At 49.6% G+C, this 19743-nt stretch carries 15 protein-coding genes and 2 tRNA genes; 2 read left to right on the top strand and 15 right to left on the bottom strand.

Annotation, left to right across the window (positions count from 1 at the left end):
• Positions 1–69 precede the first annotated feature (69 nt).
• The gene (locus BUB94_RS03845; RefSeq protein ID WP_175549677.1) at positions 70–2553 is read right to left on the bottom strand and encodes a CotH kinase family protein; all 2484 of its coding nucleotides are present in this window, start codon (positions 2551–2553) and stop codon (positions 70–72) included.
• 178 nt (positions 2554–2731) lie between these two features.
• Here BUB94_RS03845 and BUB94_RS03840 point away from each other — a divergent pair.
• Positions 2732–2804: transfer RNA gene (locus BUB94_RS03840), tRNA-Phe, on the top strand.
• Positions 2805–2937: 133 nt separating this feature from the next.
• Here the strand turns inward: BUB94_RS03840 and BUB94_RS03835 are convergent.
• The gene (locus tag BUB94_RS03835) at positions 2938–4095 is read right to left on the bottom strand and encodes an HD domain-containing phosphohydrolase (RefSeq protein ID WP_073234366.1); all 1158 of its coding nucleotides are present in this window, start codon (positions 4093–4095) and stop codon (positions 2938–2940) included.
• Positions 4096–4182: 87 nt separating this feature from the next.
• On the opposite strand from BUB94_RS03835, the gene BUB94_RS03830 reads away from it, so the two are divergent.
• A tRNA-Ser gene (locus BUB94_RS03830) sits at positions 4183–4263 on the top strand.
• 68 nt (positions 4264–4331) lie between these two features.
• Here BUB94_RS03830 and BUB94_RS03825 read toward each other — a convergent pair.
• The 13 genes from BUB94_RS03825 to BUB94_RS03765 all read right to left on the bottom strand — a co-directional run bounded on the left by BUB94_RS03825 (position 4332) and on the right by BUB94_RS03765 (position 19707).
• Positions 4332–5048 carry a phosphoribosyltransferase family protein gene (locus tag BUB94_RS03825; RefSeq protein ID WP_073158923.1) on the bottom strand — a complete coding sequence of 239 codons (717 nt, stop codon included), beginning with the start codon at positions 5046–5048 and terminating at the stop codon, positions 4332–4334.
• 105 nt (positions 5049–5153) lie between these two features.
• Positions 5154–6407, bottom strand: coding sequence for a rod shape-determining protein RodA (gene rodA / locus BUB94_RS03820; protein WP_073234364.1), 1254 nt, complete (start codon positions 6405–6407; stop codon positions 5154–5156).
• Positions 6404–8272, bottom strand: coding sequence for a penicillin-binding protein 2 (gene mrdA / locus BUB94_RS03815; RefSeq protein ID WP_073158614.1), 1869 nt, complete (start codon positions 8270–8272; stop codon positions 6404–6406). Before mrdA ends, rodA begins: the two co-directional genes overlap by 4 nt.
• The gene (gene mreD, locus BUB94_RS03810) at positions 8265–8753 is read right to left on the bottom strand and encodes a rod shape-determining protein MreD (RefSeq protein WP_073158611.1); all 489 of its coding nucleotides are present in this window, start codon (positions 8751–8753) and stop codon (positions 8265–8267) included. The genes mrdA and mreD overlap by 8 nt, the downstream gene beginning before the upstream one ends.
• Positions 8740–9573 (bottom strand): rod shape-determining protein MreC, encoded by an 834-nt coding sequence (gene mreC, locus BUB94_RS03805; protein ID WP_073234361.1) that lies wholly within the window; start codon positions 9571–9573, stop codon positions 8740–8742. The genes mreD and mreC overlap by 14 nt, the downstream gene beginning before the upstream one ends.
• A 17-nt stretch (positions 9574–9590) precedes the next feature.
• Positions 9591–10613: a rod shape-determining protein gene (locus tag BUB94_RS03800; RefSeq protein WP_073158607.1), complete on the bottom strand. Its 1023-nt coding sequence runs from the start codon at positions 10611–10613 to the stop codon at positions 9591–9593.
• A gap of 69 nt (positions 10614–10682) precedes the next feature.
• Positions 10683–11057 (bottom strand): hypothetical protein, encoded by a 375-nt coding sequence (locus tag BUB94_RS03795; protein WP_073234358.1) that lies wholly within the window; start codon positions 11055–11057, stop codon positions 10683–10685.
• A 158-nt stretch (positions 11058–11215) separates the two neighbouring features.
• A complete protein-coding gene (locus tag BUB94_RS03790) occupies positions 11216–12511 on the bottom strand; it encodes a S1 domain-containing protein (RefSeq protein ID WP_073234355.1) in 1296 nt (431 codons plus the stop codon).
• A gap of 191 nt (positions 12512–12702) precedes the next feature.
• Positions 12703–13647 carry an AgmX/PglI C-terminal domain-containing protein gene (locus BUB94_RS03785; RefSeq protein ID WP_073158600.1) on the bottom strand — a complete coding sequence of 315 codons (945 nt, stop codon included), beginning with the start codon at positions 13645–13647 and terminating at the stop codon, positions 12703–12705.
• A gap of 3 nt (positions 13648–13650) precedes the next feature.
• On the bottom strand, positions 13651–14145 hold the full coding sequence (locus BUB94_RS03780; RefSeq protein ID WP_073158597.1) for an ExbD/TolR family protein: 495 nt from the start codon (positions 14143–14145) through the stop codon (positions 13651–13653).
• Positions 14146–14147: 2 nt separating this feature from the next.
• Positions 14148–15044 (bottom strand): ExbD/TolR family protein, encoded by an 897-nt coding sequence (locus tag BUB94_RS03775; protein ID WP_073158587.1) that lies wholly within the window; start codon positions 15042–15044, stop codon positions 14148–14150.
• Between the two features lie 35 nt (positions 15045–15079).
• The gene (locus BUB94_RS03770; protein ID WP_073158584.1) at positions 15080–15700 is read right to left on the bottom strand and encodes a MotA/TolQ/ExbB proton channel family protein; all 621 of its coding nucleotides are present in this window, start codon (positions 15698–15700) and stop codon (positions 15080–15082) included.
• A 185-nt stretch (positions 15701–15885) separates the two neighbouring features.
• On the bottom strand, positions 15886–19707 hold the full coding sequence (locus BUB94_RS03765; protein ID WP_249269421.1) for a tetratricopeptide repeat protein: 3822 nt from the start codon (positions 19705–19707) through the stop codon (positions 15886–15888).
• Positions 19708–19743 lie beyond the last annotated feature (36 nt).

Below are 19743 nucleotides of genomic sequence, written 5' to 3'. Positions count from 1 at the left end.
AAAGAGTGCGATTCACAAACGTGAGCCGCACTCCTTTCAAATGTAAGCCACGGGATCGCCCGCCGGCAATTACTTGAAGTTAGCCGTAATGGTCATGCCATCGGTAGGTGTAATGATATGGGGATTGTCGGTAGAACCGTCGCTCCAGCCGCTGAACACAGCGCCTCCCGTTGCGACGGCTGTCAATTCCATATTCATACCACCAAAGAACTTGCCCTTATAGGAACCGTTGCCCGGAAGCTTCATGCCTTCCATCAACACAGTACCGCTACCATTTGCAGAAATAGTCAGGGAAATGTCTCCAGAAAGACCAAATTCACTTGTATATTCGCTCCTTACAGTAGCGTCACGTTCAGAAGCCCAGGGGCCAAGCTTTTCGCCATAGGGGTCGAAGGAGTGAGCATAGCTGTTTCTTCTTTCCTTATAGGCTTCAACAGACATATCCCTTTCAACGTCAGATGCATCAAGCATGTTGGCCAGGAACTTAGCCTTTTCCGTCACATTGCTTCCATTCAGGTAGGTACCGAACATCACAGAGGCATGGTTAACGAACAGACGCTTAAAGTCAGCATTCTTGATCAGGCTGTTGTACAGAGAGGCGAAGCAACTATCTGCAGCCGCGCAACCATTCTTGCCACCCTTCTTTACCCAGGAGAACATATTTGTAGACTGGCTGAAACCAGAAACAGACCAATCCCATTCAAAACCATGGTCAAGGTCATAGACCATAAACTTCCAGGGCTGTTCCGGAGACTTCCAGGCGCGAACGTTATTGTCGGGCCAGTCACCATTATGAATGTACATTTCTGCAATCATATAATCGGCAAAGTTTCCAATATCGATGAGAGTCTTGGCCGCTTCATAATTTTCAGGAACGGTCATGTCGTTTCCACCGATAAAGGCCAGCATGGCCAGGTAATCAGTTTCGGTGCCGTTGCTTGCAGTTACAGTCTTATTCAGGTGCTTAATAAAGTTCACGGAGCCGGCATCGATGCCATAGTTTGTTTCTACATAGTTCTTGTTGTAGCGTTCACGCATATCGTGAATGCCATAGTATGTACCATTGTAGAACACCACCACCTGGCGGCTGCGCTGGTAATCAACGCCACTGCCTTCAAGGATGGCACCGCCAGCAGCATCGGCAAAATAGTCAGCCACAAAGCGGTTACCGTTGTTACGGAGGTTAAAGCCCTTGAACTTGCTATTCTTATCCTTACGGGTTTCAAACAAAGGATATTCAAGCCAGCCAGCTTCATATTCTTCACGCATGACAATGGCCACAGACTTCTTTCGTTCCATGCGGCTCCAGCCACCCATCAGAGAAATACCACCATCAATTTCCCAGGCCTTCTTGCTAGACTTGCTTCCTTCGGCGTAGAATTCCACATGAACAGGAAGTTCACCAGAATCATGGGGATAAGATTCATTAGGTGCATACATCTGATCATGCTTCATGTCAGGTTCGCCACCGTTAGTCTTCTTATAGTACTTCGTAAAGAATTCCGGGGCTACGGACACAGACACCACAGGCATCTTCACCTGTTCACCAATAAAGTAAGTATTGGTAACAACCTGTCTGGTCAACAAACCATCCTTAAAGGCGGCACAACGCAAGACTGTATTCTTGTCAATTACGATGGGGCTATTAAATTCCTGGGAACTCTTCGTGGGAATAGAACCATCCTGGGTGCAGCGCACAGAAAGTCCACCGCTAACAGAGGGCGGATTCAATGTCACAGGATCGTTATAGAAACCACCCTGAGCGCCATCAAAAGAGAATGTAGGTGCATAGCCATCGTAGGCAGTAGACTGGTTGTTGGGCTGTTCCGGAGTGGGAACATCAAACATCTTCCAGGCGCCACCGTCCACAATACCCCAGCTTACGTTACCCATCAATGCCGGATAAGTTACCGAGTCACGAATTCCATAGTAAGGGTCAATCAGGTATACGGTACCGCCATCCTTTTCCAACTTCCAGTTGGTATGGACACGATAATGCCTGTCGAGGGTATCAGTTCCAGCCACTTCATTCAGGTTTTTCTTGTCGCAGAATACGGTGGTAAACTGCTTGGGCTTCAACACTACGTTACCAAAGAACCACTTACGGGCATTCTTCCTGTTTTCTACAAGGGTATAACCCTTCAGGTTTGCTTCGGTTCCGCCAGCGTTATAGATTTCAACCCAACCCGGGTCGCCACCTTCTTCGTCAAGCCAGTCCAAGTTCACCGGAGCAATTTCCGTAATCACCAGGGCAGAATTGCCAACCCAGCGAAGAGTCGTGTCAGCCGGATAGTAAGCCGTGTCTAGCTTAATGATCGTATCGCCTTCGGGAGTAACTACACGGATAGAATCAATCCCCACCACGCTGGTATCGCCGCTGGGGCCAATAACAACAGTCGTAGTATCACCATCAGGGGTTACGATTACGGTAGTATTACCTTTCTTATCATCTTCTGCAGAAGCACTATTGTCGGAGCAAGCGATAACTCCATTCAATACCAGACCAAAACAGCAAAATGCTGCAAAACCTTTTAACGATTTTCCCAGAAACACATCGCTACCTTTTAATTCTTTAACAAAAAGCCGAAATAATCCCAAAAATTCGGCCCCTACATTCAACACCTGGCATTAAATTTAGAAGTTTCTTAAAAAAAAAGGAAAAAATGTCGGTAATATCTTATTTACCCTTGACAAGACTCACAGATTGAGTTATATTTGGGCACATCAAAACGGCGCTGTAGCTCAGTTGGTAGAGCAGCGGACTGAAAATCCGCGTGTCGTCAGTTCAACTCTGACCGGTGCCACGAAAAAAGACCTTAGCGAAAGCTGAGGTCTTTTTCATTTTCCCCATATACTAAAAAAAAATTAGACGGACCTGCCAGAGGTCCGCCCATTCAAAAATAATTTATTCAAAGAATCCGTTAACGCCCAGCCCGATTATCTGCGATAGTCAATGGCGTCGACGTCAATAGTTGCATTCTGGGAACGGTAACAAGAATAGATATCGTCCCAATGTTCAAGCAGAGCATCAACAATTTCCGGCTGGAACTGGGAACCCTTCATCTTCGCAAATTCGGTCTTCACCTTTTCTTCAGGCCACGGGGCCTTATAGCAGCGGTAGCATGACAAGGCATCCAGCACATCCGCCACGGCACAAATACGAGCAGCCAGAGGAATACTCTCCCCCTTCAAACCAAGAGGATAGCCCTGTCCGTCCCAACGTTCATGATGGGAGCGAGCCACATCGGCCGCATAGCGCAGCAGCTTTCTCTTAGAATTACAGAGCATCCTGTAGCCGAGATCCACATGAGTCTTCATGACGGCGTATTCTTCATCCGTAAGGCGGCCAGGCTTATTCAGCACAGCGTCAGGCACGGCAATCTTACCCAAGTCATGGAGGGGAGCCGTCAGACGGATTCGTTCAACCTCATCCGGCGGCAGTCCGAGATACTCGGCCAACTTACGGGAAATCTCAGCCACACGCAAAATGTGGTCACCCGTTTCCTGGCTACGGTATTCAGAAGCCTCACCCAAGGTATGAATAATTTCACGCTGGGTCGCTTCCAGTTCCGCAGTCAGCATGGCAGACTCCACAGTCTTCGCGGAATATACAGCAGTCAACCTCAGACGTTCCAGGTCCTGTTCAGAAAATTCATCCACAGTCCCGCCCTGCTTGTTAATCGCCTGGAACACTCCCATCACCTGCCCCGTAGAATCCTTCAGGGGTACAGTCATCACTGACTTGGTATGGTAGTGAGTTTTCTGGTCAGTACGACTATCAAACCTGGAGTCCAGGTAGGCGTCCTTAATGAGCAGAGCTTCGCCGGTAGTTACGGAACAGCCTACAAAGCCAGCAGTCTTGGGAATCCGGAGTTCGCTGACACCATGGGCCACCTTCGTCCAAAGTTCGCCTCTTTCATCATCCACAAGCCAAAGGGAGCAACGGTCAGCCGAAACAATGGAACGGCCAAGATCGGCCATCAATACAAGCAAATTGTCCATCTTACGTTCAGCCGCGATCTTCGGCATGTAAGAGAACAGCAAGTCCAGAATTCTCTGAGATTCTATCGCCTGTTTTGAATCAAACTCCGTCATACGATGTAAAAATAGCTAAAGATTTTCAAATAATCGCAGGAATTGTTGACGGAAACACCCAAATTTTTCTATCCTTTGCCCACCCCTGGAGGAATAGGCTAATTGGTAAGTCAGCGGTCTTGAAAACCGCCGCCGTAAGGCTTGGGGGTTCGAGTCCCTCTTCCTCCGCTCCAAAGAAGACCGTTCGAGAAGACCTCGACGGTCTTTTTTTTGACCCCGAAGCCGGCTGACCGCCCCTATCGGTAATTCCAGTCCATTCGATTATCCGCCACGAAATCAGCCACGGCCGTGATCGGTTCATCGTACAGCAGCGTGCACACCTTAAGGGGCAGCGGGAAATCCACTCCCAGCGCATCCACACAGGCCGAAGTCGTCGACCCGGTCGTGTAGACATCATCCACAATAATAACGGTTCCACCCTCAGGCAGCCGTTCTGGCAAACGGGCCACAAAAGCCCCCATCACGTTACGTTCGCGAGCCTCCCTAGAAAGTTTCGTCTGCGACATCACGAAGGTCCGCCTCTTCAGCCAGCGGCACACCTGGCCTCCGGTCACCAAGGCAAGAGCCGCGGCAATCTGCTCCGCCTGGTTATACCCGCGTTCCCGCATACGAGCCCTGTGAAGAGGCACCGGCACAAAATACAGCGGATGGGGCAAGAGCGCAAACTCCTGTCCCACAGCGCCGTCCCGCACCGCCGCCGAGCGCCGCACAAGATAGGCCGCCATCCCATGAATGCTCTTGTACTTCAGGGCATGCACCAAATTACGGGTCAACGACCGCATCGGGAAAAGACAGTACACCCCCTCCTTCGGGCTGGAATAGGATTTCATCTCCCTAGCCAGTTCATCCACACACTCCGGACAAAGCCAGGGGTCTAGACCCCCCGACGCCTTGCCGCACCCCAGACATTCCGAACCGAAAATAAAACCGCTCACCTGACTTGCAATACTCATATCAACCTCTAAAAAAAGAGAGACCCACACGAGGCCTCTCTTATTAACACGTTTGAAACAAGTCGAGATGACGAAAAACTTTATTTACAAAAAATTTCAGTCAAACTATCGGCGGCTTCCCTGGTAACGCAGGCAAAGCAAAAATCCCACCAGCACCATGCAAGTCAAGGCAAAAGACCCACCATAAGAAAGGAACGGCAGGGGAAGCCCGGTCACAGGCATAAGGCCTATGGTCATGGCGATGTTCACAAGAATATGGAACAGGAAAATCGTAGAAGCTCCCATCACCATCAAAGTCACGAACGGATCCGCCGAACGCTTACAAATAGACGTGGCACGCCACAGGAACAAACAATAAAGAACCAGGACAAAGGCGCAACCCACGAAACCAAATTGTTCCCCAAGAACACTAAAAATAAAATCGGTATGTTCTTCGGGCAGGAACGCCAAATTGGTTTGAGTTCCGTTACCAAAACCCTTACCGGATACGCCTCCGGAACCGATGGCGGTCAAGGACTGCAGCACCTGATAACCATCCCCCAGGGGATCACTCATTGGATCCAGGAAGGTATTCACACGCTTCTGCTGATGAGGCTCCAGCATATTCCACGCCATGGTACTTGCATACCCAGCCAGAATATTTGCAAAAAGGAACAACCCCGTCAAAATCTTGGGCAATTTCCGACGAACCAAGGTAAACACGACCGCACAAATCAGAAGCCCCCACAGAACCTCAAACTGTATAGACTGGGAATGGGAAAACAACACCGACAGCAGCGGACTCACAATCAAGAAAACATCGGCAAAGGAAAGCCCGGCAAAAAAGAAACCGACCATAGTCACCGCAATAAAAACGAGGGCGGTACTCAAGTCCGGCTGCTTCAACACAAGGCCAAAAGGCACAATGAACAAGGCAAAGGGGACCGCAAAAGTCTTCACCTTGTGCAAGCTGACGGGATGTCTAGAAAGCCAATAGGAAATTGTCAGAAGGTAGGCAATCTTCGCAAACTCGGAAGGCTGAAGCTTAAAGACACCAAGGTCAATCCAGCGACCCGCACCCTTCACCACATCGCCAGCAAAAAAGAGAACCACCGCCAGGAGGATCAGCGAAACAACATACAACGGAACCGCCGCACGCTTCAGCCAGTCAATACGGACAAAGACCAACGCTCCCGCCATAATAATTCCGCAGAAGAAATAAACAATCTGCTTAAACCAGAAAGCATCCTTCAGGGGGACTTCTTCAAACACTGTCGCAGAATACACCAAAGTAATGCCGCAACCCATCAGGGCCAGCACCAGCACGATGAAAAGCCAGTCAAACTTAAGGGAATGATCTACAAAACGCTTTGAAATCATGGTTCCTCCTCCACAATTCCTTCATCGAGCTTCTTGTTTTCAAAGTAAGCTTCCAAGACCTTCTTGGCTATAGGTCCAGAAACGGAACCACCGCCGCCTGCAGCTTCCATAATGACAGCCACAGCAATTTCCGGGGCATCCAGAGGGGCAACCGCCGCATACCAGGCATGAGTCTTCTCGCCCTTCTTCCATTCGCCAGAGCCAGTCTTCGCACCCACGCGAACATTAGGAAGAGCGCCTCGCTTACCCGTTCCACCGGGATGGTTCACCACAGAATCCATGGCGTTCATCAAAATGCGATGAGTGTAAGGCTTCATGTTGCCCGGGCGAACAACCTCAGGCTCATAACGGCGCACCACGTTACCCTTGTCATCCCGCAGTTCCTTCATAAAGTGAGGCCTATAGACGCCCTTTCCCGTAGCCAGGGAGCCCACAAAAACAGCCTGCTGAAGCGGAGTCACAATCTGGCCCTGACCGATAGACAAGTTCAAAATCAAGCCGCGAGCCCAACGCCAGCCAGCCCTCTTGTTACGAACGTTGAAGGAAGCCGAATCCGGAAGCCAGCCAGCACGTTCTCCGGGAATATCAATACCCAGCAGCTTTTCACCATAACCAAAACGTCGGCCAAATTCGTTAATACGCTCCATGTCGATTTCCAAACCAGCCTGGTAGAAGAATACGTCACAGGAAAGACGGATGGCATGAACCACATTCAGGCCACCATGAGTTCCCCAGCACTTCTGATAGCGGACGCCATACTGATACCCACCCGTACAGGATTTCGGGTAATACTTGTTCTCTGTCAAAACACCATGTTCAAGCCCCGCCCCAGCCGTCACCAGCTTAAAGACAGAAGCCGGCGGATACGTACCAGAAATGGCACGATTAGTCAAGGGTCGCATAGAGTCCAGAGCCACATGAGCCCAGCCCTTGTTACGTTCGCGACGCTTCAACGAGAAAATGTTCGGGTCCAGTCGCGGAGAACTGACCATGGCAAGAATTTCGCCAGTTCTGGGATCAAGGGCCACCAGGGCCCCCTTGGCGCTATCGGGAATGGCGGCTTCAGCCACCTTCTGCAAACGCAAGTCAATGGTAGAAACCAGGTGCAGTCCAGGTACGGGAGCCAGCTCACCACCACTAGACACAACGCCCACCTCTCGACCAGAAGCGTTCACCTCAACAAGCTTTACACCGTTCTTTCCACGGAATTCCTTATCATACCCCTGTTCAAGCCCTTTCTGACCAATACGGTCACCCTGGGAATAATCGGCGTATTCAGGCAACTTCAGCTGATCTTCAGAAATTTCGTTGGTATACCCCAGCACATGGGAAGCCAGCGTTCCATAGGGGTATTCACGGCGGGATTCAATCAAGGTCACCACGCCAGGCAATTCCGACGCATGCTCCTCAATCACAGAAACCTGTTCCGGCGAGGCGTCTTCCAGCAAACGGATGGGGCGGGTCTTAATCCAGCGGGACCTCATAAACGCCGTATCCAGCGAAAGGGAGTCGAAAAGACGTTCGCCTGACTTGTCTCGAATTCTCAGCAGACGATTCAAGACAGAATCGCGCTGATCCTTCTTGCGGGGCATCTGCACCGCCTGCAACGAAATCTGATACGACGGACGATTTCTAACAAGAACTTCACCGTTGCGGTCGTAAATGTAACCGCGTTCCGCAACCAGTTCCACCTTACGGATACGGTTGTTATCGGAACGCTGCAAATTTTCATCGTAGTGGGTATACTGCAACGAAAACAGTCGGAAAAGCAAAACCGAGAACAGCAATACCACACCAGCCATGTAAATCAATACATGGAGGTTCCTGTTCTGCACAACCTCATTTTCCGAAGCACCATTAAGCATGCTTTTTCTTCTTGCCTACATCCAGGTAGAACAAAATGCTACCAATCAGCATGGTATAAGCGCAACCCGGCAAGGAGAACGTCAAGAACAAATTCGTAACGATTTCCTTCGAGAGTCCGGTAATGGCAAAATAAATACCGTCACAAATCAAGCACGAAAGTCCAAGCACGCCAATCTTTGCAGGCATGTTCAAAGACAGGAATCGTTCTTCCAGCTGTCCAACAACAAAGCCGATAACCGTCATTGAAATGGTATGAGCACCAAGCCATTCAATGGGAGCGTACACATCCTGAGTGAAACCGGCAAGGAATCCCCAGAAACAACCTGCAGCGGGACCGCACTTAATAGCCACAGCCACAATAAAGATGATGACAAAATCCGGACCCACGTCAAAAATGGAAAGCCAGTCCGCCACCGTAATCTGGAAAGCGAACGTAACCACGAAAAGGATCAGGAGACTAAACCACCTAAGGTTCTTCATCGAGCAACTCCTTTATTTCCCAGTCCGGATCTTTTTCCATCACAAAAACTTCTTCCAGAGTAGAGAACTCCTGGAACGGTTCCACATCCATCTGACGCATTACATCCAGGTCAGACTTTCTAACCTGCTTAACCGTCCCCACGGGAATCCCCTTAGGAAAGATACCGCCAAGGCCCGATGTGACCAAAGTATCGCCAACACTGACGCCAGCATGGGCAGGCACCATGGCCGTAAGCACATGGCCATCCATGGATTCCAGGAAGCCCACGACGCGGGTGCGGCGCTCCATTACAGACAACTTAAGGTTCGGATCTACAAGCAACTGAACTCTTGAATGCGTAATCGAAGCCTTGGTTATCTTACCCACAAGTCCATTCATAGAGAACACAGGCATGTTCTCCTTTACGCCATGCTTGCTTCCACGGTTCACCACCAGAGTCGTAAGGAAACGCCCCGGATTATGCCCCACCACGCGGGATGTCACGATCGGGAAGTCCCACTTGTCGTCAAACCGAACCAGCGTATGCAGTCGGGCCAACTCCTGCAGGCCTTCGCGGGCATGGTAGGTCTCCTGACGGAGCCTTGCATTTTCCGATTTCAGCTGGGCATTTTCGTCTGCCAGGGAACGATAGGCGTTCACAGAAGACACAGCCAGCTGAGCCGGATAGAATACAGAACCTAAAGCAGACGAAACGACACTCTGACGCACCGAATTGGGAGCCTGCCTCATCAGCAGCCCCAAAGCGAGAAAAAAGGCAAAGGCGACAACGCCATGCCTTTGAGTGAACAAGTCGATAATAAAGCGAAAAGCCCTAAGCATCGATCAAGATTCTGTTATTAGGTAGAAGAGGCAATCAGGACCGGACGATACTTGTCCAGGTCTTCCAGAATGCGGGCGGCACCCTTGCAAACGCAAATGAGAGCTTCGTCGATCACATTCACAGAAAGGCCAGTTTCCTGACGGATGCGTTCGTCAAAGCCGCGAAGCTGAGAACCGCCACCAGTCATGATAATGCCCTTGTCGTAGATATCAGCAGAAAGTTCCGGCGGAGTAATGCTCAGAGCCTGCTTGACCGCTTCAACGATAGCAGTCACAGGTTCGTTCAGGGCTTCGCGGATTTCAGCACTGTTGATGGTCATGGTGCGAGGCATACCGGCGATAAAGTCGTGACCCTTCACTTCCATGGTCAATTCTTCTTCCAGGGGGCTTGCAGAGCCGATCTGCATCTTGATCTGTTCGGCAGTGCTTTCGCCAACGCAAAGGTTGTACATGGTGCGCAGGTAACGGACAATGGCTTCGTCCATTTCATCGCCGCCAACGCGAACAGAAGCGTTACAGACAGTACCATTCAAGGCGATAACAGCGATATCGGAAGTACCACCGCCAATATCCACGATCATGTTACCCACGGGATCTTCAACAGGAATACCCATACCCACGGCGGCAGCCATAGGTTCGTGAACCAGATGCACTTCCTTGGCACCAGCCTGCTTGGCAGCGTCGATCACGGCACGCTTTTCCACTTCGGTAATGCCGGAAGGAACACCAACCACAACGCGGGGCTTAACCATCCACAGCGGATACTTCTGAACACGCTTGATGAAAGTCTGGAGAAGGCTTTCCACCAGTTCAAAGTCTGCAATCACGCCATCGCGCATGGGGCGTACGGCGCGGCTTTCGCCCGGAGTTCTACCAAGCATCTTCTTTGCTTCGGAACCGATGGCGGAAACACGGTTATTCTTGCTGTCCACCGCAATAACCGTAGGTTCATTAATGACGATGCCCTGGCCAGCTACATGGACCAATGTATTTGCTGTACCCAGGTCAATACCGATATCGCAAGAAAAAAGACCGAACAAAGTTGTGCCCTTCTTATAAAAAAATGAAACTTAACGCAGCAAATATAATTAAGAGAAAAACAGTGCGTGTCAATCGGGAATCGTATCCCTACCGAATTTCAGCACTTTCAGATAGCGATCCCACTTGCGGGTATGTACATCATACCTGTATTTGCGCTTTTCATGCATGGCAATATCCTTGTAGATGAAAAAATCCACTTCGGCATAAGCCGCATAAATGCGGGACTCGGCCCCTTCGAACAAACGAAAATCCTTGACGCGATAGTACGGCTCTTCCATCAAGGCCGACTTATCACCCGACGACCGGATCGTTTCGGCCACCATGAACTTCAGGTCCTCCTGCAAGTACGGAGTTAATTTATTTTCAATACGGTCTGTAGGCTCGGAGCAACCCAGCACCAGGAATAGGAGGGACGTCAAAAAGAAAATCGCTAACTTTTTCATAAAATTAAAAAACGTAAGAAGTTACACCCCTAAAATAGAAAAGCCCCTCAAAAAAAGAAACATCAAACAAACAAAAAAGGACCGCCGCAAGGCAGGTCCTTTGTACCCGAGGACGGGTGGGAGTCCAGAGGGAGGGCTGGCCCTCCCTTTGCATCTCATCAGAAGGAGTAGGTAGCGTCCAGACGAGAGAAGATGCGACCTTCACCCTGGAACGGGTTGCGGAACAGCAGGTCTTCTGCGACAGTAACGTCGATCTTCAGCTTTTCTTCGATGTTGATACCGAAGCCGAAGCCAACATGGTCGTCATTGGAGCCATCAGCAAGAGGATTGGTGGTGAAGAAGGAACCATCGTCCTTGCAAACGCCGTTACCCTTGTGCTTGCCCTTTTCAGCAACTTCGCATTCGGTGTACAGGATAGACTTCTGACCGCCAACGCGGATCACGAACCAATCCCACCAGATGTTACGTTCAATACCGAAGCTGATCTTGCCGCCGATATCAGAACGCTTGTCCCATTCAGGATCGTCTTCGTAGCGAGAGTCATAGACCCAAGCCTTCTTGTCGTTGCTGTAATAGTAGTCATGAGCCTTCAGCTGATTCCAGATGAAGTCAACACCCATCCAGAAGAAACCGCGGTCCATAGCGACGTTAATACCGAGACCGCCCTGAGCGCGCTTGTCATCGATACCCGGAGCCTGAGCAAGTTTCATAGAGACTGCAGGAACCAGTTCGCCGTCAATTGCTTCGAGAGTGAAGAATGCACGAGCCTTAGCCAAGAAGGTAAAGTCACCATTTTCGAAGAAGTCATAGTGACCCGGGCCATACTGAACACGAGCCAAACCGAAAGAAGCTTCGTAAGAAGTACCACCGGAAGTCTGGATATTCAAGCCACCGTCAGCCTGAACGATAGAAGCATGAGCTTCAGTATCCGGCTGATAAGTACCGCTTTCATCCAGATCGCCACCATCCTGGTGAGCGATGTAAATGTGCAAGCCCCATGCATCACCGCTAGAGAAGGTGCCGCCAAGGAAACCGTCAAAGTTGGTCACGGTTTCAGGAACCTTGTAGAAAGCATTGTCGCCTTCCTGCACATAAGCAGGCAGGTACATAGCCAAGTCAGTGTTGATACGGCCAAAAAGACCACCGATCGTGAACTTCGGATCCGGATTGTTGTCATCGCCGAAAGAAACCGCGAAGATGCCACCGAAGGTCGGGTGCTGAGGATCATGATTGCCACCTGCGGTAACGTTCATGTCGGTATAGGCACCGAAGCCACCGATCAAATAGTTGGAATAAAGATTTGCATTAGCAGCATTATCAAAAATGCTCACATCATCCATAATGTAAGTGGTATTCTTACCCATGGATTCTACACGAGCATAAGTTGCAAAGGCGGAACCTACGCCAAAGACACCAACAGCGGCGCCAACAACAGCAGCAGTTCTTAAGTTCATTATAAAACTCCTCTTGAAATTTCTGCAATAAAGTTAGTTTTATTAAACGTAAAACGCAATAAAAATTTAAACAATTGCGTTTTTTTTGCCCCCTTTAAGTCTTTTTCGCCCAATAGCATAAAGGAAAAAAGGCCCAGACCTTGCAGTCTGGACCTTTTTCAATCTCTACTGAAATATCTTCAGAAAAAGAATTATTCAGAGAAGGTGAACGGAATCGTCACAGTGGTGTTACCGGACTTAACCTTGCTGAACTTCCAACGGCTAACAGCGGTCTTGATTTCACCATCAAATTCGCCGAAACCAGTGGTAGAAGAAGCAATGGAGATGCTGATAACTTCGCCGCCCGGAGCGATCGTGAACTTCAAGGTAACCTTACCCTGGAATCCCGGTTTCTTCTTCAGGAACTTGTTATAGATGTGACGGAGACCCGGAGTACGCTGACGGACAACCTTCATGATGTCTGCAGCAGAACGGGAACCACCACCAGCGCCCATATCGATATCACGTTCAGACGGAGTCTTGATAGAGCCCTTAGACTTAGTAGCGATACCACCGCCACCACCGCCAAGGAGGCCTGCAAGACCGTCACCGATACCACCGGAACCGCCTTCAGCGTAACCTTCGTTAAAGCCACCATCAGCCTTACCGCGACGGCCACCGAGAACAGTCTTACCAGTAGTCTGGAGACCTGCAACGTCCTTCAGCACCTTATCGATGTCCTTAGAGAACTTCTGGTTCTTCATAAGGTCGTAGGCACCAGCACTTGCATTCTTGGTCTGAGCAGTGAGGAGCTTGAGCACGCCACGAGTCTGGGGAGCGTTGGGCTGACCCTTACCACGGGGCTTACCACCGCCACCAGCCTTCTTACGAGGCTTCTTGGGTTCTTCCTTCTTCTTCTCTTCCTTCTTCTCTTCCTTCTTTTCTTCGATGGTCATAGAAGCAGTAAGATCAGCAGCTGCGGAGTCATCGAACACGACTTCATCCACAACCTGTTCGTACATGGAAGCCCAAAGGCATATTGCCAAAGCGACAACCAGAGAGATACCTGCGATGGCACCCATCTTCTTATCGGATTCCGGCATCAGGGACGCTACTAACGGATCAATAGCAGGAGCTGCCTTTTTAGTCTTTGCCATATGTTATTCCTCCCCGCCGTTCTTTTCCATCACGGCGAATGCAATATTGGTGTAACCGGCAAAGCCACAAGTAGCCATAACCTTATACATTGCATCGTAAGGGATGTTCTTGTCAATCTGCACAACAATGTGACCGGCTTCGTCGGCAGGCAGACCCTGCTTGAGGGCATGTTCCTGTTCAACAGCGCGGCGTTCCTTCAGCACAGAGTCCACCTGAGCAACCAGGAGGTCTTCCTGCTTCAAGACGTCGTCGGTCGGGATAATCTTAGCGTTATCAACGATCACATAGTTTGCGTCAACCACGACAGTCAGAGAAACTTCCTTCGGCTGCACACGAGAGGTGGAAACCGGAAGAATCAAGTTTTCTGCCTGAGTCAAGAGCTGACCTTCTGCGTCCATGTTCTTAATCATGAACACCAGAATAATGGTCATCATGTCCATCATGGACGTAATTGAGAACGGGACTTCTTCACCGTATTTACGACTTTTTCTAGCCATGATTAACCTCCCAACTTAGCAAGATTGATCTTGCTGAAACCGGCTTCTTTAGCACGGTCCATAAGTTGAATGATCTTGTCAAACTGAGTATCATCGTTAGCAACGATAATAATATTGTCCACGTCATCAAGGTCGATGAACTGAGTATGAATCTGGATAAGGTCCTTAGCAATCAGATCATATGCAGACAGCGGGTAGATCATGTTCTTTGCAGCCACATCCGGTTTCAGCTTACGAGCAGAGTTCGGAGTGAGGGTAGCAAGATCAGCACCTGCGCCCGGCTTCCTCAGAGTAGACGGCGGATTCAGACCAAGAGCGCCTTCACCCGGAGCCATGAGGAAATTGTTGTTACCATCTACGTATGCACTGTCAGCAACGGCTTCTTCAGCGGTACCGCCGTTGGTGTAAACAGCCCACATAACCTTACCGGGATCTTCTTCAGATTCCTTATTGATAGCCCAAAGTTCGATGCTCTCGATTTCATAGAGATACTTCTCTACGTTCATCTCGGATCCATCCTTACACTTAGGACCATGACCGCTTTCGACAGCTGCCTTAACATCATCCGGAGAATGGGTAATCAGCTTAGCATCGGACTTGCAACGGAACGTCCACATTTCCTTGAAGTAGACATTCGGCTGGAAACCACCGCGAGCACCAATAACGAGGTACTTGTCGGTAATAGCCAGAGACAAGTTCAAAGCCTGCTGGTCCGGTTCCGGAGGTGTATCGTTGTCCATCTGCATCATGGAACGTTCCGGCAGATTGACTTCAACGATAGCCAGCTTGGAGAAGGCAGCCATAGACAACAGCATAGGAATCAGAATCGTGAACAAGCCCATGGCCGGCAACAGATCCGGTTCTTCAGGCTTTGCTGGTTTCTTAAGTTGTCTTGACATATTTTAAACTCCAGTTAATTATTAATCCTAGGCGATTAAGCGAGGGAGTTGATAATCTTGAGGCCCTTTTCTTCCATTTCCTGGATAAGGCGTTCGGAGTTCATGTTCAGGAGGCCAACGATGACCAGAAGAGGCACTGCAGAGAGAAGGCCCAGGAGAGTGGTACCCATAGCGATAGCAATACCGTCAGAAAGAGCCTTAGCACGTTCAGAAGCCGGCTTGTTAGCAACAGCGTCGAAGGTGAAGATCAGACCGTAAATGGTACCCATAAGTCCGAGCAAGGTAGAGATGGAAGCCATAACGGAGATGATGGAAACGTAGCGAGTCAGACGGGGAGCTTCGGTCAGGAACACTGCATCGCAAGCAGCAGTCATGGTTTCGCGGCCACCGTTACGGGTAGAAACGATTGCAGCCATAACGCGAGCGATGGGGAGCTTGGTAGCATTGGCGAGGCTCAGAGCCTGATCATACTGCTGAGAAGAGATCAGCTTACCGAAATCAGCGAGGAACTTTGCACGACCCTTAGAGCTCTTGAGCAAGACGTAGACAAAACGTTCGATGGAGAAACCAAGGCCGATCAGGAAGACGACCAAGATGATCCACATGAACTGCCAACCATCGGATTCAGGGCTGAAGGATTGAAGCATTTTAGACATTAGAGTACTCCTTTATTGAGTGTTTTGGTTTATTTTGAAAAATCTTTGTTCATATTTAATTTTTTTTGAGAAATATGGGACAATAATTGGGTAAAACTTAGTTTACTGAGCAAAAAACGCCATTTTTCTCAAATAAAATAGGGGGAACCCTATGAACAAGGTCCCCCGTAAATTTGTTTTTACCGCTAGTAGCCGGCTTCGTCAGCGTCAGCAGCACCTGCAGCAGCACCAGCACCGGTAGTCGTCGGAACCGGAGAAAGCTTCTTCTTCAATTCAGCAAGTTCAGCCATCAGCTTTTCTCTTTCAGCCTTAGCTTCCTTGATGATATCGCGGTAAGTAGCAATCTGTTCTTCCGGAGTCATGACTTCGGACTTGGAAATCTGTTCGATACGAGCCTTGGTCTTGAAGTAGGCAGGATCAGAGAACAGAGTAGACGGGTCAAACTTTTCGATCTTGGTGTTGAGAGCTTCGTCGTTTTCGTCGAGGCTCTTGAGCAATTCGAACAGCTTGGCAGTCCACTGGTTGTCGATACCATAGTGGGCAGAGGCCTTAATACCGGTAGCGCACTGGGGCTTAGCAAGATCCTTAGCACCTTCAGAACGGGTATTCAGTTCTTCACGGTATGCTTCGAGGTCTTCATGCACAGCTTCAACAGCGTCTTCCTTAGCCATACCTTCGTATTCCACGTATTCCTTCACGATGGAGGCGGAGTCCGGGAGCGGAGAGTTAGCAAAGGCATCGGCAACTTCAACGAAGACTGCGCAACCCTGGTAGTACATTTCGATATAGCCTTCTTCAGCTTCGATCACGTCCTGGTTGTAGAAGCCCTGGTCGCGAGCGAGGTCGATGTTCTTCTGGAAGATGGGACGTGCCTGTTCGTAGTAGCTGGGCAGCTGCTGAACAATACCGATACGTTCTGCAAAGCGTTCGTCTTCCTTCTTGCCGTTCAGTTCCTGTTCACGGATCTTAGCAGCCATGGTGACGAAGAGCATACCCATACGGTTGGTAGCACGGAAGGTCCAGCGTTCAGATGCGTAGGTTGCAGACTTGGAGTAGTGACCCATAGCCTTCTGGAGGATGTCCACCAGCTGCTTGATGATCTTAGCCTTTTCCTTATCCTTACCCTTCAGGACGATGGGTTCCATCTTCTTGTATTCATGTTCACCGAGGTAGTAGGCAGCTTCAGCAGGAACACCCGGATCAGCGTTCTTGATCTGAAGACCGAACTTATCGTAGTTCTTCAAAGTTGCATCGTAGTCAGCAATGGCCTTGTCTTCTTCCTTCAGTTCCATGTAAGCACGAGCGGCACCGATGTAAGCAGCAATCAGCTTTTCCTTGTCTTCGGTGTACAGCTTGATGAAGGTGTGGTATTCCTTAGCAGCCAGATCCCACTTCTTTGCGTTAGCATAAGCCATGGGGATAGAGAATGCAGCATCCAGAGCGTAGGAGCTCTTCGGGTAATCACGGACCAGGTCCTTGTTACAACGGATAGCTTCATCAACCATCTTGGCTTCGTCATAGCTCAAGCATGCGCTATAGAGGTAACCCGGAGTACGTTCATCCTTCGGATAACGCTTGTAGGCGATTTCGTAGGTGACAGCAGCGGACTTCTTATCAGCGATGGAGTCATAGACCTGAGCAGCAGAACCGATAGCCATGAATGCCATGGAATCCTGCGGGAAGTTGTTGGTGATGAACAAATAGGTCTGAGCGGCATTACGGTACATCTGATCGTAGTACTTCTTGTCGTTCTTCTTAGTTGCAGCTTCCTTCTTGTAAGCGTCACCAGCACGGACAATGCCCTTAATGGTGAGCGGAGAAGAAGCATACTGCTTGGGCAGCATCATGAAGGTTTCAGAAGCCTTGGTGAACTGCTTTGCGGATTCATATGCAACTGCAGCTTCGAACACAGCCTTATCAGCAATGTCGATGAGCGGGTAGCGCTTCACGAGAGCCAGGTAAGCCTGAGCACCCTTTTCGAACTGACCCTGCTTTACACTCTGTTCAGCCATCTGGAAGAGAACGTAAGCGATAGCCTTTTCGATTTCCTTGGCCATGGAGTCATTTCTGGTTTCCTTGACCTTGGTGTACTGAACAAAGAGCCATTCGAATTCCTTCAGAGCGTCATCCAGCTGGCTGGATTCCAGGAGGGACTGAGCCAACATACGGCTGATGAGCAAGATGTACTGATGGTTGGGGAACTTCTGCTTCAGATCGCGGAGCACCACAACTGCAGTCTTGAACTGCTTTGCATCATAATGAACGATAGATGCGTTGTAAGCGAGTTCTGCGGCTTCCTTGTACTGACCGAACTTAGCCATGTACTTATCCACCTGAGCGAAGTAAGCCTTGGTTTCTTCGGACTTGTAAGCCTTGACAGCGTCATCGCCATACTTGTTCTTCTTGGCAGTTTCGCGAGACTGATCCATCATGAGCACGGCGTTATAGGCTGCTTCTTCCTTCTTCAGGAGAGCTTCAGAACCCATGGGACGACGGCCATAACGGGTAGTATCAGTGTCAACGATCCAGTTGAACATCTTAGCAGCGTTAGCATACTGAGCCATTTCCTGGTAAACGAGGGCCAAGTTGATGTGGACCTTGTATTCATCCCAGGTCGGTTCCTTCTTGTAGCGAGCCAAGAATGCTTCGTAAGCCTTGATAGCTTCTGCATACTGCTTCTTACCGGCTTCCAAGTCACCTTCCTTGGTGAGCTTAGCAGCGCGAGCGTGGTGGTACTGCGGAATGTCGAGCATAGCGCCACGGATTGCAGTTTCAGCGTTCTTCACAGATTCCGGATACTTCTGGTTCTTCTTGTACCAGGAAGAGTTACGGTCATAACGCTTCACGACAGTGTAACGATGCTTCTGAGCTTCTTCAAACTTCTGCTGGATGATCAAGATTTCGATCATAGCGATGTCAGCCAGAGGAGCGTCGATATAGTCGGGGTTGATGCTCATCAAGCGCTTGAAGGACTGGACAGCTTCTTCGTTACGGTCATGGTCCTTATTCTTCATACCGATACGGTAGTAGACGGAATCCTTGAACGGAACCTTCTTGTCCTTCAAGAAAGCTTCAGCTTCCTGGACACCACCACCTTCCAAGTCAGAGAAGGAAGCTGCCATGAAGTCCATAGCTTCTGCGCGCAAGTCAGCAGGGTATTTACCCTTGTCAGCGCCAATGATGTATTCAAAGTACTTGATAGCTGCAGTTTCGTATTCTGCAGTGTTATAGTAAGATTCTGCCAAGTGGTACATGGCAAGTGCGGCTTCCTTACCGGTCAGGTTGTCGAAGCCAGTCACCTTCTTATAAGCATTGATAGCGTCACGGAACTTACGGTTCATGAAGTGGTATTCCGCAATACGGAGCCAAGCCTTCGGAACGAGACCGTTATCCGGGAACTTTTCAACAAGACGCATACGAAGCTTGTAAGCCTTGTCGTCTTCGCCAGAAGCTTCCTGCACTGCAGCAGCCTGGTAAATCACGGTCGGGGTCTTGCTTTCGTTGGGATACTTGTCGATGTATTCCAGGAAGTAACCCAAGGACTTCTGGTGGTCGGCCTTGGGGAGCTGATCGATGTTAGCGCACTTAGCCGGCTTGTTATCGCGGTCTGCGCACCATGCAACATCTTCTTCATACTGGGCATTTTTGTCCAGGAAGAGCTTTTCTTCCAACTGGAACTGGTAATGACCCAACTGCTGGAGAGCAGAAGCGCAACGGGCATTCTGCTTACCCTTACAGTTATTAACCTGTTTTTCCCACTGAGCGATAGCCTGACGCATACCGTCTTCATCAAGGCCACCAGAACGGCAAGCCTGAGCTGCCTGGTTCTTAATAACCTTATAGGAACTTGCACACTGTTCGTAGCCAGAGTTGCCCTTACCAATGGACTTACACTTGGCCATCATCTTTTTTGCTTCGGCGGTCTTTTCCTTACAAGGATCAGATGCTGCAATGGAATTTCCAGCAAGGGAGCAAATAATTGCTGAAACAAGCAAAAGTTTTTTCATCGTTCTCTTATCCACCTATGATATCATCATAGAAAA

It is taken from the genome of Fibrobacter sp. UWH9 (genome assembly GCF_900129715.1).
Taxonomy (GTDB): domain Bacteria; phylum Fibrobacterota; class Fibrobacteria; order Fibrobacterales; family Fibrobacteraceae; genus Fibrobacter.
This window is presented reverse-complemented; position numbering and strand designations above follow the sequence as displayed.